Genomic DNA, 22,409 nt, shown 5'->3' with positions numbered 1-22,409 from the left:
AGAATGGCTTCATCAATCTTCAGCCTGGATCGAAGCCAATGGACCATCGCGACATCATTGCGTCATTAACACCGGAAGAGCGCAACCGCTTGACGGCCAAGTCCGATGTTGCGGGCATGGTCCAGCTCTGCGCTCACTTGGGTGCGATTATCTTCATTGGATCTTTGATCGCGGCCGAGGTCCCATTCTGGCCGTTGCTGATGCTGCCGCAAGGCATCCTGATCGTGTTCCTGTTCACGCTGCTGCACGAGACGGCGCACCGGACGGCTTTCGAAACACAGTGGCTGAACGACGGCGTGGCGCGGCTGTGCAGCCTGGCGATCGCGCTGCCGGCCGATTGGTTCCGCTACTTCCATTTCGCCCACCACCGGTACACGCAGGATCCCGAAAACGACCCCGAGCTTGCCTTCCCGAAGCCCGAGACCCTGCGGCAATACATTGTCCACGTCTCGGGGCTTCCGGTGTGGTGGGGCCATCTCAAGACACTCTACGCCAATGCGATTGGCGGTAGTCAGGAGAACTATGTACCGCCGAAAGGCCGACGCAAGGTGCGGACCGAGGCGCGCGCCATGATTGCCTTCTACGCTGTCCTCATTCTGCTCGCCGTGTATTTCCGGCTCACCGTGCTTTTCTATGTCTGGATCGTTCCCGCTCTGCTCGGACAGCCATTCCTGCGCCTCTATCTGCTGGCCGAGCACGGCCGTTGTCCGTTCGTGGCCAACATGCTGGAAAACACCAGGACGACGCTGACCAGCTGGGCGGTGCGCAAGCTCGCCTGGAACATGCCGTTCCATGCCGAGCATCATGCCTATCCCGGCGTTCCGTTTCACCAATTGCCGCTGTTTCATGCGCTGATCGAGCGGCATCTCAAGGTGGTCGAGCCCGGCTATGTCAGCTTCCATGAGAAATACCTGGAAACGCTGCGCTGACCTTGCGCTGACGCCATCAGCCGGTCTGACTGCGTGTCGCACGCGACTTCAGCAGGCGCTGGATGTCGGCCGGCTTCGACGGCACGCCGATCAAATAGCCTTGCGCCTCGATACAGCCATTGTCGCGCAGCATGTCGAGTTGCGCCTCGGTCTCGACGCCTTCGGCCGTGACGACGATGCCAAGCTCGGCACCCAACCCGATGATGGTCCGAACGATCGCCGCCGTGTCGCGGTTGCCCATGTCGCGAATGAATGATCGGTCGATCTTGATCTTGTCGACCGGAAAACGCCTGAGGTAGCCGAGCGAGGAATAGCCGGTGCCGAAATCGTCCAGGGCGATGCGGATGCCGAGCTCACGCAACTGGCGCAGCGTTTTCAGCACGGCCCTGCTTTCGTCCATCAGCACGGTTTCGGTGATCTCCAGCTCCAGCCGTCCAGCCGGAACGCCGGAAAATGCCAGCGCCGAGATCACGCCGCGGGCAAACCCGTTGCTTTTGAGCTGCACGGCCGAGACATTGACCGCAATACGCAAGCCGGGTGGCCAGCTTGCGGCCTCTGCGCAGGCTTTCCTCAGCGCCCACTCGCCGAGCGGCACGATCAGCCCGGTCTCTTCGGCGACCGGAATGAAATCGTCCGGCGCGACAGTGCCACGCCCTGGCGAATGCCAGCGCATCAAGGCTTCCGCGCCGGTGATCTCGCCGGAAGCGATGTTCATGATGGGCTGGAAATGCAGATCGAACTCCTGGCGCGGCAGTGCTGCCTCGAGGTCTACTTCAAGCGCCCTGCGGGCCTGCACGACAGCATCCATTCCGGGCTCGAAGAAGCGATAGAGGTTGCGTCCTTCGCTCTTCGCCCGGTAGAGCGCCGTATCCGCGTTTTTCAGCAGCGTGTCGGCGTCCTTGCCGTCGCCGGGGAAAACGGCAATGCCCATGCTAATGCCGACATGCATGTCCCGGCTCTTGTCTCTAAATGGTTTTGCGATTGCGTCGACGATGCGCTTCGCCAGTTTTTCGGTATCGCCAATGCCCTTGAAATGGAACTGCATGACGACGAATTCGTCGCCGCCGAAGCGGGCGACGATGTCTGTTTCGTTGCGGACGCAATGCCGCAGTCTCTCGGCGACGCTTCTCAACAGCCAGTCGCCCGCAGGGTGTCCCCAGGTGTCGTTGACCGCCTTGAAGCGGTCGAGATCGAGCGAGAAGATCGCCAACGGCTTGGCTGCCGCGTCCTCCAGCGCAAGATCCAGCCGCTCGCGAAACATCGAGCGGTTGGGCAGTCCGGTCAGCGTGTCGTGATGCGCAAGATGGGTCATGCGCTCTTCGGTCCGGCGGCGCTCGGTCACGTCGTCGAAAGTCACCACCCAGCCGCCGCCGCTCATCGGCCTGCGTGTGACCAGAACCGTCCTGCCGTCGGTCAGATGCCGGTAGGCCGAATGCGTCTTTGCCGCCGCCAGACAGGCTTCGGTTTTGGCGACTTCGCTGTCGACGTCGATCTTCATGTAGATGCCGAGTTCCAGCAATCGTTCGAGCGCGTTGCGGTGCGTCGTTCCAAGCGGGAAGTCCTCCGCGGAGACGTTATAGAGCTCCAGAAAACGTCTGTTGCGCACAATCATCTTGCCGTCGGCGTCGTACATCAGCAGGCCTTGCGACATGTTGGCGAGTGCCGCGTCGAAACGGCGATGCTGCTCCTTGAGATCCTGCTCGGCGCGCCGTTGTTCGGTTATGTCCTCGTAGATCGAGACCCATCCACCCAGGGCCAACGGACGGTGCGAGATGTTGATGATGCGGCCATCCGACAGAGTCTCTTCATAAGTCGAAGGTTTTGCCTGGTCGATATAGGGCTTGCGGATGGCGTAGAGTTCTTCGGCGCTTTGCGAGGCAACGCCGATATCGACGCTGTGCCGCAGGATGTCGACGAAGCAGATGCCCGGCCGTACCACTTTGGCGTCGAGGCGGAAGATGTTGAGATAGTTGCCGTTGCAGATGATCATGCGTTCGTCGGCATCGAACATGCACAGGCCATGCGACATGTTTTCGACAGCAGCTGAAAAGCGTTCGTTCTGCTCGCGCAGCTCATCTTGCATGCGGCGCTGATGTTCCATGCCTCCGGCCGCCCGTTCCGGGACGACCGAACCACCTTTGACATCCAAGACGGGCATGAGGCGCCCCTGCGATGCTTGATCGAACATCACACTGTTGACGCTTCCGGTTAATTTAGCGTTTTCTACCCAAGCGCGGATGTCGGAACGTGATGCCGCGACTTCTCGATCACCGAAAACCGCTTCAGGAACGCATTCTGCGCTGAGGTCACCGAGCGTGGCGCGAAGTCGAAGCGCTCGGCGGAAAAACCGCGCGGCCGGCCGAAGAACTCGGTCGCCTCGGCGGTCGAAAACCCGGCAAGCAGCGTCGCCTCGAAATAGGCGGCGATCTGGTCGGCGCGCTTGATCTCCTTGCGCAGGATGGCAGCCGGTTCCGGCGGCAGCGAGAAGCGCAGATGGATGGCGCGCTGCAGGCGCACTTCGCAGTCCCTGTAGCTGCCGCCCATCACCGACTTGAATGGCGAGATCATGTCGCCGATGACATATTCGGGCGCATCGTGCAGCAGCGCAGCCAATTGGTCGTCGGCCGAAGCCCGGGGCGCCAGCTCGTTGAACAGTGCCTCGACCAGCAGTGAATGCTGGGCAACCGAAAAAGCGTGCTCGCCGCTGGTCTGGCCGTTCCAGCGGGCGACGCGGGCAAGCCCATGGGCGATGTCCGAGATCTCGATATCGAGCGGCGAAGGGTCGAGCAGGTCGAGCCGGCGGCCGGACAGCATACGCTGCCAGGCCCGTGGCGGCGCACCGGCGCGGTCTGCCGCCATTAGGCTTCCTCCACGCCGGGCGTTTCTTGCGGAAAGCCGAATTTGGCCCAACTGGGGATGGTGAGCGTCACCGGTATGTCACCCGCCAGGATCGGCTGGCCGGCATCAAGCGCCGCCTTCACCCTGTCGATGCGGGCGATGGCGAGCCCTGTCACGGTAGCACTCGAGCCGAGCGTGCCGACCGGCCGCCCACCGACAGTTAGCTCGGCACCCGCAGCGGGCAGGGGAAGCCCAGCCTCGACAATCAGCACGCGCCGCCGGGCGGTGCCTCGATGCTGCATGCGCGAGACGACCTCTTGGCCGACATAGCAGCCCTTCTTGAAACCGACACCGCCCATTTCGTCGAGCAGAACGTCATGCGGGAACGCATCGCCAAGTGCATAATCCGCCCCGCTCTCGGCGACGCCGTGGCCAATGCGGAAGGCCTGCCACGCGCCAATGTCGCCAGCGTCTGGGGCGCCGGCATCGAAGCGCGTGACGCCTTCGTCGCCAAAGCGCCTGTCGGCAAGCGCGGTTGAATCGCTTTCTGAGGCGATTGACTCTTTTCCCCAGGCAACTGTGACAACTGCCTGCGCCAACTTGGCAATCTCAACCTTGGCGCGAAGTTTGTAGAGCATCAGCCGGCGAATGAAATCGTCTGAAATGTCGGCACGGCATTCGATGCGGAAGGCGTTTTCGCCTGCCCGCGAGATCAGGAAGTCGAACAGGATCTTGCCTTGCGGCGTCAAAAGCGCGCCCGGCTTTGCCTCGCCATTGCCAAGCGTATCGAGATCGGTAGTCAGGATGTTCTGCAGAAAATGCTCGGCATCCGGGCCGGAGACGGTGATGAGCGCGCGATCTTTCAGCAGGGCAAAGGGCATGGGGCGGATTAAAAGCCTGATCTTGCAAAACGGTTGGCCATTACGTAAGCCGCTGACACTCCCCCCGCAAGAGAGCATCACCATGACCTACGACCTCATCCTGACAGGCGGCACAGTGGTCAATCATGACGGCGAAGGACTGCGCGACATTGGTGTGAGGGGCGGGCGCATCGCCGCGATCGGCGATCTGCGCCAAGCATCGGCTGGCGAGACGATCGACTGCCGGGGCCTGCATATCCTGCCCGGTGTCGTCGACAGCCAGGTGCATTTCCGTGAGCCGGGACTGGAACACAAGGAAGACCTGGAAACGGGATCGCGGGCCGCGGTGCTGGGCGGTGTCACCGCCGTGTTCGAAATGCCCAACACCAATCCGCTGACTACCAGCGAGGCAACGCTTGCCGACAAGGTCCGGCGCGGCAGCGGCCGCATGCATTGCGACTTCGCCTTCTGGGTTGGCGGTACCCGCGACAACGCCAGGGACGTTGGCGAGCTCGAACGTTTGCCGGGGGCCGCGGGAATAAAGGTCTTCATGGGATCGTCCACCGGTGACCTGTTGGTCGAGGATGATGAAGGCGTCGCCTCCATCCTGCGAAACACGCGCCGCCGCGCCGCTTTTCATTCGGAGGACGAGTTCCGGCTGCGCGAGCGCGTTGGCGAGCGCATCGAGGGCGATCCGTCATCGCATCCGGTCTGGCGTGATGAGATCGCGGCTTTGCGCTGCACCGAGCGGCTGGTGCGCATCGCGCGCGACGTTCGTGCCCGCATCCACGTCCTGCACATCTCGACCGCCGAGGAGATCTTGTTCCTCGAACAGCACAAGGATGTTGCGACCTGTGAAGCCACGCCGCATCATCTGACGCTGAGCGCCGACGACTATGCGCGGCTTGGCACGCTGATCCAGATGAACCCGCCGGTGCGGGACAAACGCCATCGCGACGGCGTCTGGGATGGCATAGCGCAAGGCATCGTAGACGTGCTCGGCTCCGACCACGCGCCGCACACGCTGGCCGAGAAGGCAAAACCCTATCCGGCCTCGCCCTCGGGCATGACCGGCGTGCAGACGCTGGTGCCGATCATGCTCGACCATGTCAACGCCGGCCGGCTGACCCTGCAGCGCTTCGTCGATCTCTCCAGCCATGGCCCGCAGCGCATCTTCGGCATGGCCAGAAAAGGCCGCATCGCCGCCGGCTATGACGCCGACTTCACCATTGTCGACATGAAGCGGCGCGAGATCATCACCAACGCGCAAGCCGGCTCGAAAGCCGGTTGGACCCCCTATGACGGCAAGCAGGTCACTGGCTGGCCGGTCGGCACGGTCATTCGCGGTCAGCGCATTATGTGGGACGGTGAAATCGCGACGCCAGGCCTGGGCACGGCGGTGGAGTTTTCCGAGGCGTTGCCGGGTTAGCCACCTGTGGCTGTGCGTCACGTCTTTGATTTTTAAGCGTTCCGCACTATGTTCAAGGCATAATGCAGACACATGTCGCGCCTATGATTGACCCCGCCGAGTTTCCAGAGCTGCAAGCGCTCTTGTGGAATCGCGATGTCGCGCGACTGATCCCGGCCAACGAAGCATTTGCGTTGTACGAGCGCAATTGGCGCTTTGTCGATCAGACACGGCTTACGACGCGCGAGAAATTGCTTATCCAGAATCTCGCCAGGGAATTCGGTCACGGTATCCTTCTGACTGCCGGCTGAATTGTCCTCCCGTGCTCTTTTTCGCCTCGTATCTGCAACATTAAACCGGACACGTCGCGAGCGAAGGCCATGAAGGAAGTCAGAAAGCCTGAGCACAGGATTATCTCTGAAGCCCTCGCGCTTATGGACCGCGATTTCCTGACCGCGGCCCAATGCTGGTTCGGTGGCGGGACAGCGATAGTGTTGAAACTGGGCGAGTATCGTCGGTCGTTGGATGTCGATTTCCTGTGCGCGGATGCCGACGGCTATCGGCAATTGCGAACGTCAGCAGTCGAACGCGGGGTGAGGGCATTCTTTCCTGAACCAGTTGAGGCCATGCGAGATTTTCGCATTGATCAGTATGGCTTGAGGACCGTGGTGCGGTTGAAGGGGCAATTGATCAAGTTCGAAATTGTTCGTGAAGCCCGCATCTCGTTGCAAGGTCATTTCGATGACGATCTAAATGTACCTTCTTTGCTTCTCTCGGACATGTTCGCCGAGAAGTTATTGGCGAATGCCGACCGATGCCAAGACCGTGCTGTCGGCTATCGCGACGCTATTGACCTCGGAATGTTGGTCGGTGCCTATGGGCAGATCCCGAGTGACGCCTTAGCGAAAGCCCGGACTGCATATGGACAGGATATCCAACGCAAGGTTGCGTGGGTGGTCAACAAGCTTCGGGATGGAGAAGAGTTGAGTTACGCAGCCGAGATTCTGCAGATGGACGCTGATAAGGCTAGCGGTGCTATTTCGATTCTTCGAAACGAAAGCATTCGCATTTGGCCGGATGCCGCCATCAGTGCAAAACCTGCCGACCCGCTCAAATAGCAACATCGTCTACGATGCTGTTCGCATCCTGGCGCAAACCAGGCAGGGCACCTTCAGTCGCCGGCGACGAAAAAGGTCCACTGCCCGGCTGGCGTGATGCCGACGCGATAGAAGATGTAGGCTCCGAACTGCTTCATGTCGTCGAAATCGCCGGCGGTGACGATCTTGAACAGCTCGACCCGTTGCTTGGAGTCGAGTTTGTCCAGCGGCAGCGCGAAGAAATACGGCCAGACATAGAGGTCCTGTGGCGTGCCCGCATCCACATGGACGTAGCCTGCGGAAAGCACCTCCTCCAGAATGGCCAGGATCTCCTGACCGTCAGGGTCGCCGGACATCCCCTTGAGGAAGGTGATGGCGTCGCCTTCGATGTCGGCCAGCGACAGCTGGGTCATGCTATCGCCCTTGCCGATCAAGGGCCTGAGCTTCTCGATGTCGCCGCTCTTGCAGGCCTCGATGATCAGGTCATGCATGCGCCGCACGGGCTCGGGCAGCTTGCCAAGATCATAGACGACTTCCGGCGGAGGCGCCTCGGGATCGACGCGCGGCCTATTACTGCCGCCATCCGATGGGCTGTCCGGCTCAGCGGCGTCGGGACCGGCCGGCTGGCTGGCCGAAGGCGGCGTTCCCACCGGGTCAGGCATGGGAATCGCGCTTCCGGGCGGCGAAACATCGTCGTCCGACGGTGTGGCTGGCGCGGGGAGCTCTTCGCGTTTAATCTCGCTCAGTGCATGGGCCGGACTGCTAGCCAGGCAAGTCGTGAAGGCAACCGCGGCACAGCAAGCAGCGAGGCGGATGTAGAGGACCAAGCCCTTCGGCTTGCCTGACACCGGAAAATTCACTGCCCGTATCTCCCTACTTCCGGGCATGACGCCCGAACGGCATTCGATCGTCAGAGAACCTGATATCGGTTCAGTGCCGCAGCCGCTCAGGTTCGAAGGCGCCTGCGATCACCTTCTCGCGCATGCGGTCGAGCAGGGCAAGGGCCGAGGTTTCGCCGTTGGCGCGCAACATTTCACCGAATGCCGTCTCAAGGGCGGCCTCGGCGATGATTTCTGGCTCGATGCCGGCCGAGAGGCCTTCCGCCCAGGCTTCGCTGTGGCTCTCAACCGCCGTCAGGCGCTTCTCTTCCCTGACCAGCGCGTCGATGTCGTTGGCAGCATGTTCCATAAGCGATGTCCACCCTTCCAAGCGGCAACCCATCAGTGTGGATCAGGCTTGATCTGTTCCATTCATACGCAGCTGCAACTAAGTAACTGTAAATACGACATTTTTTTGATCATTATTTACAGGGACCAACTGTATTTGGCGAAGCTGCGTTTCAACCCGGATCGAACTTAGCCGATTAGGCTGGCCTGCGGGGCGAAAACCTTCAGTTTGAGTTAATTGCGCATTCGCGCGATAACGTTTGATTAACGCTGTGGCAAAAGTGCAACATCAGAATTGCACCAAGGTAAGGCGGGCACAAGCCGGATATATCGAGATCCCTGGCGACGGGCCGGATATCTGTTGATGAATGCTCAGTTGCCATACCGCGAGGCGATATCGCGCGACAGCGTCTCGCCTTCTTTCATGTAACGGCTGATGGCTTCAGTGGCCGAAGCGGTGCACTGGGTGTAAGTGCCGCCGAAAGAACGGTAGCCGCGATTGAAGCTGGCGATGAAGCGGGCGCGGCGCTCTGGGTCCGGGTTTTCCGAATCGAGCAGTTTTTCCATCTCACCACGCCACTGGTCGCCCTTCTCCCCGCACAGATTGCGCAGGAAATGCAGCGACCCAAGAACTTCCGCCAATCGCATCAGCCCCGGCTCGAACGGCGACTCGGCACTGAAGGCAGTCCGCGCCGGGACGACCGCGCTGACGGCAAGGCAAATGGCAAGGAGCATTGACGGACGGTTCATAAACCTTCTCTGCCCGACGGCTTAGGCCTTGTGGTCTGCCTGATGGCCTGAGACGTCGTGGCTGGCGAGACAACATAAGCCTTGTGACGAAACAATTTGTCGCCTGCAAGGCGGTTTTTCAGTGCTGCGTCAGCGGGCTTGAACGGGACCGAGGAGTTCCTGGGCGACCGCGAACACCGAGCCGGCGAGCGGCAGCAGCATCATCTCCTTGAGTGTATAGAAGGCGGCTGTCTCGGCGTCGTCGCTGGCCTCGGCCTCGCCACCGGCATAGGCGGCGCCGAAGACCGTGAGGAGATAATCGACCGGGTGGCTTTCGTGCCTGCCGTCGATGTGGATTTCCCGAAGCGGGCGAAAGCCGTCGGCGAGCAAACCGGTCTCTTCCATCAGTTCACGCCGTGCCGCGTCCTCCAGCGTCTCACCGGCTTCGACCTTACCACCGGGAAAGGCGTAGAGCCCTTGCGAGGGCGGACGCGCCCGCTTGACCAAGAGTACGGTGTCGCCGCGCACGACGGCTACCGAGACGGCCGGAAGTACCTTGCGTGCTGTGTTCATCGATCCCTGATCAACTCATTCGAGACAGGTCTTTTGTGGATCGACAGCATGGGCAAGCTTTAGCGGTTGCGCAACGCAGGTTCGATCGCCACTTTCAACACCGAGCTATTCGAAAGACACAGTCGATCATGTGCGGACGTTTTGCCTTGACCGCCACGCCGGAGCAGACCGCTGCCTCGCTGGGCCTTGCGGAGCTGGAGGATTTCCCGGCACGCTACAACATCGCACCGACACAGCCGGTCCTGATGGTGACCGCTGGCGTGCCGCGAGCCCCGGGCTCCAATCTGCCGGACAGGCAACCGATGCTGGTGCGCTGGGGCCTGATCCCAGCTTGGGTGAAGGACACCAGGGAGTTTCCGCTGCTGTTCAACGCGCGCTCCGAGGGTGCGATGGAGAAGGCCTCGTTCAAGGCCGCCATGCGCCATCGCCGCGCGCTGGTGCCGGCATCCGGTTTTTACGAATGGCGGCAGACCGGAGGCAAGAAGGGACAACCCTATTGGATCCGGCCCAGGCATGGCGGGTTGATCGCCTTTGCAGGTCTGATCGAAACCTATGCCGAGCCCGGTGGCTCGGAGATGGATACCGGCGCTATCCTGACCGTCAACGCCAACGCCGATATCGCCCATATCCATGACCGCATGCCGGTGGTGGTGGATATTTCTGACTTTGCCCGTTGGCTGGATTGCCGCACGCTCGAACCGCGCGATGTCGTCAATTTGCTGCGGCCGGCGCGGTCCGATTTCTTCGAGGCGATTCCTGTCTCCGACCTCGTCAACAAGGTTGCCAACACCGGACCAGAGATTCAAGAGAGGGGCGAAATCGGGCCGGAACTCGAGAACGTGAGGCGCCAGAAACCTGGCGCGGACGACAGTCAGATGACGCTGCTCTAGCGAAACCTATCTAGGTCTATGTTCAGGACGCCTGTTCGCGCGCCCATCGCCGGCGATTGCGCCAGCCGCGTCATTTCAGGCGGCGCGGGGCGATACGATCTTCTGCGCCGGCTTGTTCTTCTTCGCGGTGTGGAGAAGGGCGGCGACGATGGCGGCCGGGCCGATCGCGCGATAGTGGTTGGCCAGCGCCGGTTGCTTGGCGCGGTTGGCTTCCTGCTTGCTTCGAGGCATGTTTCTCTTCCCTGGTAACGTTTCCGTGTCTGCGTTTGCTGGTTGATTCCGACCAAATCGTGACGCGTGGTGATCTAGCCGGCGAATGTTTCATGACTGTGCCGACATGTTTAATAAAATGTTTCACTGACTGATTCCGTCTGATCGGGCGATGCTTTTGCTAGCCCTCGCTACCTTTTTCCCGGGATCAGCGACTTGACGGCAACACTGCTCAGGGCGATAAAGCCGCCGATGAAAACGTCTATCGCCATTTGTGGCATTTGCATTATTGGCTAGCCTCGCGCTGGTCCGGACGTTTTCGCCTCATCTTCCCCAGATTGGACAAACGCCCCGGCCAGCAGGCTGGAACCTGATTGGCGCCTCGGCGCTGGGCTGGCTCCATCCAGACAAGAAGTTCTGAACGGGAAGCATGGAATGTCTGACGCATCAAAGGGCCTGCGCCTCCACAACACGCTGACGCGCATGAAAGAGGGTTTCGTGCCGATCGATCCGCTTGACGTGCGCATGTATGTCTGCGGCCCGACCGTTTACGACTTCGCCCATATCGGCAACGCCAGGCCGGTGATCGTGTTCGACGTGCTGTTTCGCTTACTGCGCCATCTCTACGGCGAGACGCACGTCACCTATGTGCGCAACATCACCGACGTCGACGACAAGATTAACGCGCGGGCGCTCCGCGATTTCGGCGGCGAGATCGCTTCGGGAACCCTTTCGCTCAATGAAGCGATCCGACGGGTGACCGAAAAAACGGCCGGCCAGTTCCACAGGGATGTCGCCACGCTTGGCTGCATTGAGCCGACGGTCGAACCGCGCGCCACCGAATTCGTCGAACCCCGCGCCGACGGCAAGGCTGATATGATCACCTTGATCAAAAGCCTGATCGGACGCGGCCATGCCTATGTCGCGGCAGGCGAAGTTCTGTTCGATACGGCGTCGATGCCGGACTATGGTCAATTGTCGAAGCGCAATCTCGACGAGCAGCAGGCCGGTGCCCGCATCGCCGTCGACGCCCACAAGAAGAACCCCGGCGATTTCGTGCTGTGGAAACTGTCATCGCCGGAAGAGCCCGGTTGGCAAAGTCCATGGGGCAGGGGCCGCCCCGGCTGGCATATCGAATGCTCGGCCATGTCGGCCGCCTATCTCGGCGAGGTCTTCGACATCCATGGCGGCGGCCTCGATCTGATCTTCCCGCATCATGAGAACGAGATCGCCCAGTCGCGCTGCGCCCACGGGACCGATGTCATGGCCAATGTGTGGATGCACAATGGCTTCCTGCAGGTCGAGGGCCAGAAAATGTCGAAGAGCCTCGGCAATTTCTATTCGATCCATGAGTTGCTCGAGACCGAGACCTTCGGCGGCCGCAAATGGCCTGGCGAGGTGCTGCGGTTGGCTATGCTGATGACGCACTACCGCGAGCCGATCGATTTTTCCGTGCGCAAGCTTGAGGAGGCGGAGAATACGCTTCGCAAATGGAAACGGGCGTCGGACCTGGCGCCGGCTGCGGGAGGCCAGGTGCCGGCGGAGGTCGTGGAGGCGCTGTCGGATGATCTTGCGACATACGCGGCCTTCCAGCAACTGACCGAGCTTGCCGGCGAGGCGACCGACTTCAGCGGCGCTGGCGAGAATGGCGCTGCGGCTTCCTTGAAAACCTCGCTCGCATTCCTCGGGTTCGACGTCGGCGCGGCCAAGGTCGACGAGGCCGCGATTGCGGAAACCATCGCCAGGCGCCTGCAGTTCATCGCCGCCAAGAACTGGGCCGAGGCCGACCGCATCCGCGACGAACTCCTGTCGCAAGGCGTGCAGTTGAAAGACGGCAAGGATCCGGCCACCGGAGAACGCGTGACGACGTGGGAGGTAAAGCGGTGAGGGTGCCGCCAGGCACCCCCCTCCGCCCTGCAGGGCATCTCCCCCTCATGGGGGGAGATTGGCCGGCATTTGGGCTTTCGCCAATCGCCAATGTCACAGATTGTGCGCGACCGGCAAAGCTGCTGATCTACCCCCATGAGGGGGAAGATGCCCGGCAGGGCAGAGAGGGGGCTCGCGATGACCCATCATCGGGTATCTCCCTTCAATCGCGGCAACACGCGCAAGATGCGCAAGTCAATGACCGAAGTCGAGCTAAAGCTCTTGAAAGAGATCAGGGCCCATCGTCTCATGGGATTGGCTTTCAGACGTCAGATGCCAATCGCCGGCTGCATCGTCGATTTCGCCTGTCCGAACAAAAAGCTGGTGGTCGAATTGGACGGTTCTCAGCATGCCCAAGTCTCAGTCTCGGAATCGGATGCTGCAAGAACAGCGAGGCTCGAAGCACTCGGCTGGACCATTCTGCGCTTCTGGAACGACGACGTGATCCGCGATATCGACAATGTCTGCCAGCACATCGTCAACTCGGCCGGCATGGCCAACGTGCCGCAACCAGCAACGGAGGAGCTCGTTCCATGATCGACCATCTCGGCATCACGGTTTCCGATTTCGATGCCTCCAAGGCCTTCTATGACAAGGCGATGGCGCCGCTGGGTGGCTCGTTGCTTTATATGGTGCCGCAGGAATACACCGGCGGCGCCAAGGTCGGCGGCTATGGCCGCGACCGGCCGGTGTTCTGGTTGAGCGCGGCCGGGGAAAAGCCCCGAGATCATCAGCACGTCGCCTTCACCGCGCGCAACCGCGCCGAGGTCGACGCCTTCCATGCCGCCGCCCTTGCAGCCGGCGGCAAGGACAATGGCGGACCGGGCCTGCGCCCGCACTATCACCCCAACTATTACGGCGCTTTTGTCCTCGACCCCGACGGCAACAATGTCGAGGCGGTCTGCCATGATCCGGAGTGAAAACCGATGAGCCTCGACAACCGGCCGGTCTACACAGGCGGCTGCCAGTGCGGTGCGGTGCGCTTCCGCGTCGAAGGTGCGCTCGGCGACGCCTCGGTCTGCCACTGCCGCATGTGCCAGAAGGCCAGCGGCAATTTCTACCTGCCGCTGGTTTCGGTGCGCGGCGCCAAGGTCGAGTGGACGCGCGGCGAACCGAAGCGGTTCCGTTCCTCCAATGCCGTATGGCGCGGCTTCTGCGCCGAATGCGGCACGCCGCTGACCTTCGAGGCGCCCGACGGCATGGCTCTGGCGATCGCCGCCTTCGATGATCCGGCTGGCATCGCGCCGACCATCCAGTGGGGCACGGAAGCGAAACTGCCCTATGTGGACTCCATTCCGCGATTGCCGGGCGAGGACACGATGGCGGATATCGGCTCCGCTCCTTATCTCGCCGAACTCATCTCCTATCAGCATCCCGACCACGACACCGACCAATGGCCGCCGGAGGAAAGACCATGACCGAAACTGTCCGAACCGGCGGCTGCCAATGCGGCGCCGTGCGCTTCCGCATCAAGGGGGTGCTGGGACGCGCATCCATCTGCCATTGTCGCATGTGCCAGAAACAGTTCGGCTCCTTCTTCGGCGCGCTTGTGACGGTACCCAAGGATGGCGTCGAATGGACCCATGAAGAACCAAGTTATTTCCAATCTTCGGTCAACATCGATCGCGGCTTCTGCGCCCGTTGCGGCACGCCGCTGACCTATCGGCAGCCAGGCGGGCTCGAGATCGCCATCGGCGCCTTCGACGACCGCTCGGATCTGGCGCCGAGGATCCAGGTCAACTATGCGGCACGGCTGCCTTGGGTCGAGACGATCTTCGACCAACCTGTCCACCAGGATCCCGATTATTACGCGCGGCAGGAGCAGATCATCTCCTTCCAACACCCCGATCACGAAACGGCCAACCGGCCGCAACAGGGCCTGAAAATATGAGCTTGCGCACCCTCTACCCGGAAATCGAACCGTTCGACTCGGGGATGCTCGATGTCGGCGACGGCCATATGGTCTATTGGGAGCGGTCGGGCACCAAGGGCGCCAAGCCGGCCGTGTTCCTGCATGGTGGACCGGGCGGCACCATCTCGCCAAAACACCGGCGCCTGTTTGACCCCAACCTTTACGATGTCATCCTGTTCGATCAGCGCGGCTGCGGAAAATCGACGCCGAACGCTTCGCTGGAGGCCAACACGACATGGCATCTCGTTGCCGACATCGAGCGACTGCGCGAAATGGCCGGCTTCGAAGATTGGCTGGTGTTCGGCGGTTCCTGGGGCTCGACGCTGGCGCTTGCCTATGCAGAGACACACCCTGATCGAGCCAGCGAACTGGTGGTGCGGGGCATCTACACGCTGACCCGCGCGGAGCTCGAATGGTATTATCAATTCGGCGTCTCGGAGATGTTCCCCGACAAATGGGAGCGTTTCCTGGCACCGATCCCGCAGGCCGAGCGCGGCGACATGATGGCCGCCTACCGCAAGCGGCTGGTCGGGTCCGACCGAAAGGCGCGGATCGAGGCCGCCCGCGCGTGGAGCCTGTGGGAAGGCGAGACGATCACCCTGCTTCCTGAACCCGAAACGAGCGGTCCGTTTGGCGAGGACGACTATGCGGTAGCCTTCGCCCGCATCGAAAACCACTACTTCGTCCATGCCGGCTGGCTCGAGGAGGGACAGTTGCTGCGCGATGCCGGGAAGCTCAAGGACATCCCCGGCACCATCGTCCACGGCCGCTACGACATGCCGTGCCCGGCGCGCTACGCCTGGGCGCTGCACAAGGCGTGGCCGAAGGCGGACTTTCATCTGATCGAAGGCGCCGGTCATGCCTATTCGGAGCCCGGCATTCTCGACCGGCTGATCCGCGCGACGGACAAGTTTGCGGGCAAATGACGATGAACCGCGAGCGCCTCTATCTCTTCGACACCACGCTCCGCGACGGCCAGCAGACGCCGGGCATCGACTTTTCGGTCGAGGACAAGATCGCGATTGCCAAACTGCTCGACGAGTTCGGCTTCGACTATGTCGAAGGTGGTTATCCCGGCGCCAATCCGACCGACACTGCATTCTTCCAGCAGAAGCGCACGGCACGCGCAAAATTCGTTGCGTTCGGCATGACCAAGCGGGCTGGGGTCTCAGCCTCTAACGATCCGGGGCTGGCGGCGCTTGTCCAATCGAAATCGGACGCCATCTGCTTCGTCGCCAAGAGCTGGGACTACCATGTTCGCGTGGCGCTCGGTTGCACCAACGAGGAGAACCTCGACTCCATAAAAGTTTCCGTCGAGGCGTCGGTCGCTTCGGACAAGGAAGCGATGGTCGATTGCGAGCATTTCTTCGACGGCTTCAAGGCCAATCCGGACTATGCGCTCGCTTGTGCGAAAACGGCCTACGATGCCGGCGCGCGCTGGGTGGTGCTTTGCGACACGAATGGCGGCACGCAGCCCTCGGAAGTCCGGGCAATCGTCGAGAAGGTCATCGCCGCGGGCATCCCGGGCAAGCATCTCGGCATTCATGCCCATGACGACACCGGCCAGGCGGTGGCCAATTCCCTTGCCGCAGTCGAGGCCGGCGTGCGCCAGATCCAGGGCACGCTGAATGGCATCGGCGAACGTTGCGGCAACGCCAATCTGATCTCGATCGTACCCACACTGGCGCTGAAGCCGGCTTTCGCCGACCGCTTCGAGACGGGAATTTCAGCCGAAGCACTGACCGGCATTTCGCGCCTGTCGCGCGCCTTCGACGAATTGTTGAACCGCGCCCCGGAAGCGCAGGCGCCCTATGTCGGCTCGTCCGCCTTTGCCACCAAGGCGGGTATCCACGCTTCGGCGCTGGCCAAGGAGCCGGCGACCTATGAGCATGTGGAACCGCAAGCCGTGGGCAACCGCCGCCGCGTCATGGTCTCCGACCAGGGCGGCAAGGCCAATTTCCTCGCCGAGTTGAAGCGGCGCGGCATCGATGTGCCGAAGGAGGACCATCGGCTCGACGCCCTGATATCGGTGGTCAAGGAGCGTGAGGCCTCGGGCTATGCGTACGAGGGCGCCGACGCCTCCTTCGAACTCCTGGCGCGCAAGATGCTGCACGGCCTGCCGGAATTCTTCCACGTCACCTCGTTCCGCTGCATGATCGAACGCCGCTTCGATGCCAACGGGCAGTTGAAGACGGTGTCGGAAGCAGTGGTCAAGGTGCTGGTCGAGGGCGAGGAGAAGATGTCGGTGGCCGAGGGCCATGGTCCCGTCAACGCGCTCGACATTGCGCTCCGCAAGGATCTCGGCAGATACCAGAACGAGATCGCGGATCTCGAACTTGCCGACTTTAAGGTGCGCATCCTCAATGGCGGCACCGAGGCCATTACCCGCGTGCTCATCGAATCGCATGACTCGACCGGCGCGCGCTGGTGGACCGTCGGGGTCTCGGAAAACATCATCGATGCCTCGTTTCAGGCGCTAATGGATTCGATCGTCTACAAGCTGATGAAGAATCGCGAGATGGCGGGGTTGGTGGCGGCCGAGTAAGTTTGAACCATCAGCGAAAGTCCATTGATCCATCAGAACTTTGCGATGGTCTTGCCAAGATTACTGGGTCATAGCGTTGGGCCATGGCCACTGAAGCAATTACCCCCGATGCAGATGGAAAGGCCCGCCGCGGCTTCCTCCTGGCGCTTGGTGCTTATCTCTTGTGGGGGTTGCTGCCCTTCTACATGAAGGCAGTGGCGCATCTGCCGCTTGCCGAAGTGATTGCACACCGCATCGTCTGGTCGGTGCCGATTGCCGCGGCGGTCCTGGTCTGGACCGGCCGCACGGCCGACTTCAAGGTGGCGATCCGCTCGCCCCGCACCATCGCCATGGCGGCGCTGACGGCGGCACTGATCTCGGTCAACTGGGGCATCTATGTCTGGGCGATCGCCGTCGACCGCACCGTCGAGACAGCGCTCGGCTATTATATCAACCCACTGGTAAACGTCGTGGTCGGCGCGCTGCTGCTCGGCGAGCGGCTCGACCGGTTGCAGATCGCGGCGGTGGTGCTTGCGGCGGTCGCCGTCGCCGTGCTGACCGTCGACGGCGGCAAGCTGCCCTGGGTGTCGCTGGCATTGGCGTTTTCCTTCGCCGCCTACGGCTTCTTCCGCAAGACGTTGCCGATCGGCCCCAGCCAGGGTTTCCTGCTCGAAGTGCTTTTGCTGTCGGTACCGGCGCTGGGCTATATCGTCTTCCTGATCGCCACCGGACAGGACCATTTCGTCTCCAGCAATGGCACCGACACCGCGCTGCTCATCGGCTGCGGGCCGGTGACGGCCGTGCCGCTGCTGCTGTTCGCCTTCGGCGCCAAGCTGCTGCGCCTCTCGACCATCGGCATCATGCAGTACATAGCGCCGACCATGGTGTTTCTGATTGCCGTGCTGATCTTCGACGAGCCGTTCGGCACTACGCAGGCCGCCGCCTTTGCCCTTATCTGGGCGGCCCTTGCGGTCTATTCCTGGTCCATGCTGGCGACGGCGCGCCGGGCTACATCTGTCCGAGCCGCCTGACGAAAAGATAGGTCACGCCCGCGATCAGCAGCGACACGGCCGTGACCACCCAAAAACCCAATGGGGTGTTGACCAGCGGCAAACCACCGACATTCATGCCGAACAGGCCTGAGATGATGGTCATCGGCAACAGCACCGCCGTCATCACCGAGAGCACATAAAGCAGCCTGTTAGACTGCGTCGTCAGCTTGGCCATCAGCTCGTCCTGCAGCAGCCGCGTGCGCGCCTGCAACTGCTCGCCGTCATAGTGCAGCGTCTGGGCGCGATGCGAAAGCCGCGCCGCCATGTCGTTGATCGAATCCGGCAGGTCGTTGCGGTGCGAATGGTCGAGATGGCGAAACAGATTGGTCAGCGTCGCCATCTGTCGGTGGATGACCACCAGGTGCCGTCGTGCATCGACCAACGCCTGCCGCTCATTGTGCCATGCGTCGCAGACGATACGGTCCTCGATGCCGTCGAGACTGTCGCTGAGTGCCGCGAGTTCCGCCGCCATTCCGTCGAACGACTGGCCGACGACAGCCTCGATCAACTCGGCCGGCGAGCGGAACTTGCGCGATCCGTTTTCGATCGCCTTGCGGATGTTGTCGACCGATTGCAGCGGTTGCTTGCGGGCGCCGACAAGCATCGTGTCGTTGAGGGCGAAGCGGAAATGACCAAGTCCGCCGGCTTCCGCCGAATAGTCATGGCGCAGGTCCGGCAGATCGCCATAGAGCCAGTCATCCTCGAGGTCGATGTGGCAGCCATGGCTGGCGGTCAGGAAGGCTTCGCGCACCGGCGCCGGCAAGGCCTGATCGGCGCCGATCTCGTGGCGGGCACGCATGTCGGAAAGCTGGTAGCTGCGCCATGTCCAATGCGCGGCGGCGGCATCCCTGGTGCACACCCCTTCGGTGGTAAAATGATAGATGAAGAACAGCCCGTGCTCATCGGGCAGGTAAGGCGACAGGTCAATGCCTTCGGAGGGGATGGCGATGTTCATGGCGGCTTCGCCGGTCTCTGATGCGGTCGGGGTCGCGGGGGCGGTCAAGCGCGATTTCTAGCATGGCATCCCGGATTTAGTGTGACTGTTTCGTGACGGCGTGCCCTAAAGGACGCTGGTGATCCCGCCATCCACCAGCAGCGTCTGTCCGCTCACGAAACTGGCGGCGTCGGGCGCCAGGAACACGGCAGCGCCCGCGAGTTCCCTCACTTCGCCCCAGCGCCGCATCGGCGTGCGGCCGGTCAGCCAGGCGGAGAATGTCTCGTCGGCGACCAGCCCGGCGTTGAGCTCGGTCTTGAGATAGCCCGGCGCGATGGCGTTGACGCGCACGCCGTACTGGCCCCATTCGCCGGCCATCGACTTGGTCAGCATGGTGATGGCGCCCTTGCTCGCCGCGTAGGGCGTATCGAGGGGCGTGCGAGCACGCTCTGCACCGAGGAGACATTGATGATCGACCCCCTTTGGCGCGCGATCATGCCCTTTACGACGGCCCGGCTCACCTTGAACGCGCCGTCCAGGTTGGTGGCCATCAGCGCGTCCCAGTCGGCGTCGCTGAAGGTCTCCAACGGCGCCCGTCGCTGGATGCCGGCATTGTTGACCAGGATGTCGATCGGTGCGGTGCCGGTTTCCGCCGCTGCGATCGCCAAGTCGACCGACTGCGTGTCGGTCACGTCGATCACCGCTTCCGTGATCGAGTGGCCCGCGGCGCGCAGCTTGTCCGCGGCCGCTTTCAGATCGTCGGCCTTGCGGCCGCCGATCGTGACGCGCGCGCCGGCGCTCGCAAGCGCCTCCGCGAAGGCGAGGCCCAGGCCACGGCTGGCGCCGGTGATGAAGGCATGCTTGCCTTCGAGGCCGAACAGTTGGCCGAGATAGTCGGTCGAATGCAATTTGCACCTTCATCGATTGCGATTTATCGCCGTCAGTCGAAGGCTCGTTCGGCCCTTGGCAAGCGGCAGCGCCAGCGTGCCGCGTGGCTTGATGAGATGGAAGGCGCTTGTCGGCCTGGCGGTCTGGCTGACGACCACGATTGTCGCGGTCGTCGGCCTCAGCGCTTCGGCCCAAACCCCGGATAGGGATTGAGTGGTACGATCGCGGCAATGTCCATCATGCCGGCCTTGACCAGGGGCAAGGTGGCGAGATGGCCGCGCACATCGGCATCGCTGCCGACTTCGAACATGATGCCGCTGCCGGGAATGTCGCCGCGGTTCCAGATCTGGCGCACCGCGCCTTCGGCATAGAGGGTGCGACGCTGCTCGGCCTCGCCAGGCAGAAGGGGTGCGAAATCGGCATCGGTGAACTTTTCGGTGTTGCGGGTGAGAAGGGCAAGGAATTGCATTTCGATCTCCTGTTTGTCGGCGGTTGACCACAGGAGATATCGCGCCGGATAGTCAGACTGTCCAAGACTGATTAGGCTAAAGTTGAGACCCAAAAGGGCTTAACGTCGGAGGCAAAAATGTTCGACCTGCGCCAGATCAGATATTTCGTCACCGTCGCCGAAACCGGCAATGTGGGTCGAGCCGCCGAGCTGCTGCATATTTCGCAATCGCCGCTCAGTCGGCAGATCATGCAGCTGGAACAACAGCTTGGCGTCACTCTGTTCGAGCGGGCAAAGCAACGGGTTCATCTCAATGCCGAGGGCCGCGCCTTCCTGACCGAAGCCCGTGCGTTGCTGTCGAACGCGCGGCGGCTGGAGGAGCTTGGCCGCAACCTGGCCAGCGGTTCTGTCGGGCGCCTTGCCATCGGCTATGTCGAGGGTGCGGTCCATGCTGGGCTTGTCGCCGGCATGCTGCGTCAGTTCCGCCGCGACCGGCCGGATTTTCATCTGCAGTTGAGAAGCCTTCGCTCGGCGGCGCAGATGGAGGGACTTCGGCAACGGTCGCTCGATCTTGGTTTGACGTATGCCCCAGCAGCGGCCGACGATCCCGATATCGTCAGCGTGCCGCTGCGCCACGAGCCGCTGGTGCTTGCCATTCCTGAGGACGATCCGCTCGCCGATGTGGCTGATATCCAGCCGCGCCATCTCGACGGCCGCGTCTGGATCACCGTCGTGCGGCAGCCCGACGACACCAATCGTGGCCAGTTCCTCGCCGCTTGCGCCGAGGCTGGCTTCGTGCCCGACATTGCCTATGAAACAGCGGACCCGCTGACCTCGCTCGGGCTTGTCGGCGCCGGCCTTGGTCTCGCCACCGTGCAGGCGAGCCTGCGCACGGCCGCGCCGCCCTCCATCGTGTTCCGCGACATGCCATGGTTCGGCCGCATGGTTTCCATCCACCTCGCCTGGCGGCGGCAGGACCAGCGTGCGGTGATCGCCGATTTGCGGCAGGCTGCTCGTAGGGAGTAGGGGAAAGTGTACGCTCCGACACTGCAAACCTACTACTCTATTCCCGTACTTTACATCTTGTCGATCACCGACTGGACGCCCTCGGTCGGCGCGTCGACCGAGGAGCCGGCGACCATGATGGCGGCGACGATTGCCTCGGGGTCGTTGACGACCAGCGGCTTCACACGCTGCGCGGTATGAATGAAGCCTTCCGCCGCCATGTGATCAAGCAGCGCCGTCATCGGATCCCAGAATCCGTTGACATTGCCGAAGACGATCGGTTTGCGGTGATGGCCAAGCTGCGCCCAGGTCATGATCTCGACGATCTCCTCGACTGTGCCGATGCCACCAGGCAGCGCCACAAAGGCGTCGGATTTCTCGAACATCTTGTGTTTGCGCTCGTGCATGTTGTCGGTGATCGACAACTCGTCGAGCCGGTCAAGCGCGGTTTCGGTTGCTTCCTTGTTGATGAGGAAGCGCGGAATGATGCCCGTCACCTTGCCGCCGGCCTTGAGCGCGCCTTCGGCGACGGCGCCCATAACGCCTTTGGTGCCGCCGCCATAGACCAGCCGCAGGCCTGCCTTTGCAATTGAGCGTCCAAGCAGATGGCCGGCCTTGACATAGATTTCATCGTGGCCCGGAGATGAGCCGCAATAGACGCAAACGGATCGAATCGTGTTCATGCCGATGATTGGTGATTGGGTCTGAAAGCGCGGTCAAGCCCTAGGGTTGAGAAGGCCGGGCTTTTTCTTGTCGGTCATGGCAAAACACGCTAGACCGGCGTTAGGTGGCTAAGGGGCAGGGAAATACATGGCAATCAATCCATTGAAGGCGTTCTTGTTCGCGGCGGGTGGGACCGTCGCGGCCGCGGGAACCGCCTATGTATCGGGCGCACTCGACCCGTATCTTCATCGCACACCGCCGGCGGAAGTCGCGGCGTTGACGCCGCCCGCGGCGCCGAAGCCGGCCGATCCTGGCACGGAAGCGCGCCTGCCGGCTCCGGCGGTGCCGGCCGCGCCG

The 22,409-nt window shown here is 62.1% G+C and carries 25 protein-coding genes and 2 pseudogenes; 15 read left to right on the top strand and 12 right to left on the bottom strand.

Annotated features, from left to right (window positions below; all coding sequences use genetic code 11):
* Window positions 1-38: 38 nt before the first annotated feature.
* Window positions 39-929 (top strand): fatty acid desaturase family protein, encoded by an 891-nt coding sequence (locus tag X739_RS149795; protein WP_023771645.1) that lies wholly within the window; start codon window positions 39-41, stop codon window positions 927-929.
* A gap of 16 nt (window positions 930-945) precedes the next feature.
* Here the strand turns inward: X739_RS149795 and X739_RS149800 are convergent, their stop codons facing one another.
* The 3 genes from X739_RS149800 to X739_RS149810 all read right to left on the bottom strand — a co-directional run bounded on the left by X739_RS149800 (window position 946) and on the right by X739_RS149810 (window position 4,648).
* The gene (locus tag X739_RS149800; protein WP_023771646.1) at window positions 946-3,087 is read right to left on the bottom strand and encodes an EAL domain-containing protein; all 2,142 of its coding nucleotides are present in this window, start codon (window positions 3,085-3,087) and stop codon (window positions 946-948) included.
* Window positions 3,088-3,152: 65 nt separating this feature from the next.
* A complete protein-coding gene (locus X739_RS149805) occupies window positions 3,153-3,788 on the bottom strand; it encodes an HD family hydrolase (protein ID WP_023771647.1) in 636 nt (211 codons plus the stop codon).
* On the bottom strand, window positions 3,788-4,648 hold the full coding sequence (locus X739_RS149810; RefSeq protein WP_023771648.1) for a folate-binding protein YgfZ: 861 nt from the start codon (window positions 4,646-4,648) through the stop codon (window positions 3,788-3,790). The genes X739_RS149805 and X739_RS149810 overlap by 1 nt, the downstream gene beginning before the upstream one ends.
* A gap of 76 nt (window positions 4,649-4,724) precedes the next feature.
* Between X739_RS149810 and X739_RS149815 the strand changes: the two genes are divergently transcribed.
* From X739_RS149815 to X739_RS149825, 3 genes are all read left to right on the top strand, one after another.
* The gene (locus tag X739_RS149815; protein WP_023794879.1) at window positions 4,725-6,056 is read left to right on the top strand and encodes a dihydroorotase; all 1,332 of its coding nucleotides are present in this window, start codon (window positions 4,725-4,727) and stop codon (window positions 6,054-6,056) included.
* Between the two features lie 83 nt (window positions 6,057-6,139).
* Window positions 6,140-6,346 (top strand): hypothetical protein, encoded by a 207-nt coding sequence (locus X739_RS149820; RefSeq protein WP_245273871.1) that lies wholly within the window; start codon window positions 6,140-6,142, stop codon window positions 6,344-6,346.
* Window positions 6,347-6,415: 69 nt separating this feature from the next.
* Window positions 6,416-7,153 carry a nucleotidyl transferase AbiEii/AbiGii toxin family protein gene (locus tag X739_RS149825; protein WP_023771650.1) on the top strand — a complete coding sequence of 246 codons (738 nt, stop codon included), beginning with the start codon at window positions 6,416-6,418 and terminating at the stop codon, window positions 7,151-7,153.
* A 53-nt stretch (window positions 7,154-7,206) separates the two neighbouring features.
* Here the strand turns inward: X739_RS149825 and X739_RS149830 are convergent, their stop codons facing one another.
* From X739_RS149830 to X739_RS149845, 4 genes are all read right to left on the bottom strand, one after another.
* The gene (locus X739_RS149830) at window positions 7,207-7,992 is read right to left on the bottom strand and encodes a hypothetical protein (protein WP_023771651.1); all 786 of its coding nucleotides are present in this window, start codon (window positions 7,990-7,992) and stop codon (window positions 7,207-7,209) included.
* A gap of 70 nt (window positions 7,993-8,062) precedes the next feature.
* Window positions 8,063-8,320, bottom strand: coding sequence for a hypothetical protein (locus X739_RS149835; RefSeq protein ID WP_015318556.1), 258 nt, complete (start codon window positions 8,318-8,320; stop codon window positions 8,063-8,065).
* Window positions 8,321-8,670: 350 nt separating this feature from the next.
* Window positions 8,671-9,048, bottom strand: a complete 378-nt coding sequence (locus tag X739_RS149840) for a TIGR02301 family protein (RefSeq protein WP_023771652.1) — start codon at window positions 9,046-9,048, stop codon at window positions 8,671-8,673.
* A gap of 129 nt (window positions 9,049-9,177) precedes the next feature.
* Window positions 9,178-9,600: an NUDIX domain-containing protein gene (locus X739_RS149845; protein ID WP_023771653.1), complete on the bottom strand. Its 423-nt coding sequence runs from the start codon at window positions 9,598-9,600 to the stop codon at window positions 9,178-9,180.
* A 128-nt stretch (window positions 9,601-9,728) separates the two neighbouring features.
* On the opposite strand from X739_RS149845, the gene X739_RS149850 reads away from it, so the two are divergent.
* Window positions 9,729-10,490, top strand: a complete 762-nt coding sequence (locus X739_RS149850) for an SOS response-associated peptidase (RefSeq protein ID WP_023771654.1) — start codon at window positions 9,729-9,731, stop codon at window positions 10,488-10,490.
* A 75-nt stretch (window positions 10,491-10,565) separates the two neighbouring features.
* Here the strand turns inward: X739_RS149850 and X739_RS1000000168065 are convergent, their stop codons facing one another.
* Complete coding sequence (locus tag X739_RS1000000168065; protein WP_023771655.1) at window positions 10,566-10,721, bottom strand: hypothetical protein; 156 nt, start codon at window positions 10,719-10,721, stop codon at window positions 10,566-10,568.
* 414 nt (window positions 10,722-11,135) lie between these two features.
* Here X739_RS1000000168065 and cysS point away from each other — a divergent pair, with 414 nt between their 5' ends.
* The 8 genes from cysS (at window position 11,136) to rarD (ending at window position 18,093) form a co-directional block, all read left to right on the top strand.
* A complete protein-coding gene (gene cysS, locus X739_RS149855; RefSeq protein WP_023784356.1) occupies window positions 11,136-12,587 on the top strand; it encodes a cysteine--tRNA ligase in 1,452 nt (483 codons plus the stop codon).
* Window positions 12,588-12,764: 177 nt separating this feature from the next.
* Window positions 12,765-13,163, top strand: coding sequence for an endonuclease domain-containing protein (locus tag X739_RS149860; protein WP_023784357.1), 399 nt, complete (start codon window positions 12,765-12,767; stop codon window positions 13,161-13,163).
* The gene (locus X739_RS149865) at window positions 13,160-13,546 is read left to right on the top strand and encodes a VOC family protein (RefSeq protein WP_023771658.1); all 387 of its coding nucleotides are present in this window, start codon (window positions 13,160-13,162) and stop codon (window positions 13,544-13,546) included. The genes X739_RS149860 and X739_RS149865 overlap by 4 nt, the downstream gene beginning before the upstream one ends.
* A gap of 6 nt (window positions 13,547-13,552) precedes the next feature.
* Window positions 13,553-14,044 carry a GFA family protein gene (locus tag X739_RS149870; protein ID WP_023771659.1) on the top strand — a complete coding sequence of 164 codons (492 nt, stop codon included), beginning with the start codon at window positions 13,553-13,555 and terminating at the stop codon, window positions 14,042-14,044.
* Window positions 14,041-14,517, top strand: coding sequence for a GFA family protein (locus X739_RS149875; RefSeq protein WP_023794878.1), 477 nt, complete (start codon window positions 14,041-14,043; stop codon window positions 14,515-14,517). Before X739_RS149870 ends, X739_RS149875 begins: the two co-directional genes overlap by 4 nt.
* The gene (gene pip / locus X739_RS149880) at window positions 14,514-15,464 is read left to right on the top strand and encodes a prolyl aminopeptidase (protein WP_031252064.1); all 951 of its coding nucleotides are present in this window, start codon (window positions 14,514-14,516) and stop codon (window positions 15,462-15,464) included. The genes X739_RS149875 and pip overlap by 4 nt, the downstream gene beginning before the upstream one ends.
* Window positions 15,461-17,083 (top strand): citramalate synthase, encoded by a 1,623-nt coding sequence (gene cimA, locus X739_RS149885; protein ID WP_198026146.1) that lies wholly within the window; start codon window positions 15,461-15,463, stop codon window positions 17,081-17,083. The genes pip and cimA overlap by 4 nt, the downstream gene beginning before the upstream one ends.
* Window positions 17,084-17,166: 83 nt before the next feature.
* Window positions 17,167-18,093 carry an EamA family transporter RarD gene (gene rarD, locus X739_RS149890; protein WP_023794876.1) on the top strand — a complete coding sequence of 309 codons (927 nt, stop codon included), beginning with the start codon at window positions 17,167-17,169 and terminating at the stop codon, window positions 18,091-18,093.
* Here rarD and X739_RS149895 read toward each other — a convergent pair.
* From X739_RS149895 to X739_RS149900, 3 genes and pseudogenes are all read right to left on the bottom strand, one after another.
* Window positions 18,071-19,069 (bottom strand): transporter, encoded by a 999-nt coding sequence (locus tag X739_RS149895; RefSeq protein WP_023794875.1) that lies wholly within the window; start codon window positions 19,067-19,069, stop codon window positions 18,071-18,073. The genes rarD and X739_RS149895 overlap by 23 nt on opposite strands.
* A gap of 105 nt (window positions 19,070-19,174) precedes the next feature.
* Window positions 19,175-19,956, bottom strand: a pseudogene (locus X739_RS01000000166170) (glucose 1-dehydrogenase).
* Window positions 19,957-20,114: 158 nt separating this feature from the next.
* Window positions 20,115-20,405 carry a muconolactone Delta-isomerase family protein gene (locus X739_RS149900; RefSeq protein ID WP_023771667.1) on the bottom strand — a complete coding sequence of 97 codons (291 nt, stop codon included), beginning with the start codon at window positions 20,403-20,405 and terminating at the stop codon, window positions 20,115-20,117.
* A gap of 117 nt (window positions 20,406-20,522) precedes the next feature.
* On the opposite strand from X739_RS149900, the gene X739_RS149905 reads away from it, so the two are divergent.
* Window positions 20,523-21,410, top strand: coding sequence for a LysR substrate-binding domain-containing protein (locus X739_RS149905; RefSeq protein WP_023794874.1), 888 nt, complete (start codon window positions 20,523-20,525; stop codon window positions 21,408-21,410).
* A gap of 50 nt (window positions 21,411-21,460) precedes the next feature.
* Here the strand turns inward: X739_RS149905 and X739_RS149910 are convergent, their stop codons facing one another.
* The gene (locus X739_RS149910) at window positions 21,461-22,072 is read right to left on the bottom strand and encodes a TIGR00730 family Rossman fold protein (protein WP_023784364.1); all 612 of its coding nucleotides are present in this window, start codon (window positions 22,070-22,072) and stop codon (window positions 21,461-21,463) included.
* Between the two features lie 127 nt (window positions 22,073-22,199).
* Here X739_RS149910 and X739_RS01000000166165 point away from each other — a divergent pair.
* Window positions 22,200-22,409: pseudogene (locus X739_RS01000000166165) on the top strand (peptigoglycan-binding protein LysM); the annotation flags it as partial.

The organism is Mesorhizobium sp. LNHC209A00 (assembly GCF_000502915.1).
Classification (GTDB): Bacteria; Pseudomonadota; Alphaproteobacteria; order Rhizobiales; family Rhizobiaceae; genus Mesorhizobium.
This window is presented reverse-complemented; position numbering and strand designations above follow the sequence as displayed.

Excerpts from the sequence above, each read along its gene's own strand:
- X739_RS149905 (WP_023794874.1), top strand. The coding sequence starts at position 20,523 with ATGTTCGACCTGCGCCAGATCAGATATTTCGTCACCGTCGCCGAAACC.
- X739_RS149900 (WP_023771667.1), bottom strand. The coding sequence starts at position 20,405 with ATGCAATTCCTTGCCCTTCTCACCCGCAACACCGAAAAGTTCACCGAT.
- X739_RS1000000168065 (WP_023771655.1), bottom strand. The coding sequence starts at position 10,721 with ATGCCTCGAAGCAAGCAGGAAGCCAACCGCGCCAAGCAACCGGCGCTG.
- pip (WP_031252064.1), top strand. The coding sequence starts at position 14,514 with ATGAGCTTGCGCACCCTCTACCCGGAAATCGAACCGTTCGACTCGGGG.
- X739_RS149840 (WP_023771652.1), bottom strand. The coding sequence starts at position 9,048 with ATGAACCGTCCGTCAATGCTCCTTGCCATTTGCCTTGCCGTCAGCGCG.
- X739_RS149910 (WP_023784364.1), bottom strand. The coding sequence starts at position 22,072 with ATGAACACGATTCGATCCGTTTGCGTCTATTGCGGCTCATCTCCGGGC.
- X739_RS149810 (WP_023771648.1), bottom strand. The coding sequence starts at position 4,648 with ATGCCCTTTGCCCTGCTGAAAGATCGCGCGCTCATCACCGTCTCCGGC.
- X739_RS149860 (WP_023784357.1), top strand. The coding sequence starts at position 12,765 with ATGACCCATCATCGGGTATCTCCCTTCAATCGCGGCAACACGCGCAAG.
- X739_RS149835 (WP_015318556.1), bottom strand. The coding sequence starts at position 8,320 with ATGGAACATGCTGCCAACGACATCGACGCGCTGGTCAGGGAAGAGAAG.
- X739_RS149805 (WP_023771647.1), bottom strand. The coding sequence starts at position 3,788 with ATGGCGGCAGACCGCGCCGGTGCGCCGCCACGGGCCTGGCAGCGTATG.
- X739_RS149825 (WP_023771650.1), top strand. The coding sequence starts at position 6,416 with ATGAAGGAAGTCAGAAAGCCTGAGCACAGGATTATCTCTGAAGCCCTC.
- X739_RS149870 (WP_023771659.1), top strand. The coding sequence starts at position 13,553 with ATGAGCCTCGACAACCGGCCGGTCTACACAGGCGGCTGCCAGTGCGGT.
- cimA (WP_198026146.1), top strand. The coding sequence starts at position 15,461 with ATGACGATGAACCGCGAGCGCCTCTATCTCTTCGACACCACGCTCCGC.
- X739_RS149795 (WP_023771645.1), top strand. The coding sequence starts at position 39 with ATGGACCATCGCGACATCATTGCGTCATTAACACCGGAAGAGCGCAAC.
- X739_RS149850 (WP_023771654.1), top strand. The coding sequence starts at position 9,729 with ATGTGCGGACGTTTTGCCTTGACCGCCACGCCGGAGCAGACCGCTGCC.
- X739_RS149895 (WP_023794875.1), bottom strand. The coding sequence starts at position 19,069 with ATGAACATCGCCATCCCCTCCGAAGGCATTGACCTGTCGCCTTACCTG.
- cysS (WP_023784356.1), top strand. The coding sequence starts at position 11,136 with ATGTCTGACGCATCAAAGGGCCTGCGCCTCCACAACACGCTGACGCGC.
- X739_RS149800 (WP_023771646.1), bottom strand. The coding sequence starts at position 3,087 with ATGCCCGTCTTGGATGTCAAAGGTGGTTCGGTCGTCCCGGAACGGGCG.
- X739_RS149845 (WP_023771653.1), bottom strand. The coding sequence starts at position 9,600 with ATGAACACAGCACGCAAGGTACTTCCGGCCGTCTCGGTAGCCGTCGTG.
- rarD (WP_023794876.1), top strand. The coding sequence starts at position 17,167 with ATGGCCACTGAAGCAATTACCCCCGATGCAGATGGAAAGGCCCGCCGC.
- X739_RS149820 (WP_245273871.1), top strand. The coding sequence starts at position 6,140 with ATGATTGACCCCGCCGAGTTTCCAGAGCTGCAAGCGCTCTTGTGGAAT.
- X739_RS149865 (WP_023771658.1), top strand. The coding sequence starts at position 13,160 with ATGATCGACCATCTCGGCATCACGGTTTCCGATTTCGATGCCTCCAAG.
- X739_RS149875 (WP_023794878.1), top strand. The coding sequence starts at position 14,041 with ATGACCGAAACTGTCCGAACCGGCGGCTGCCAATGCGGCGCCGTGCGC.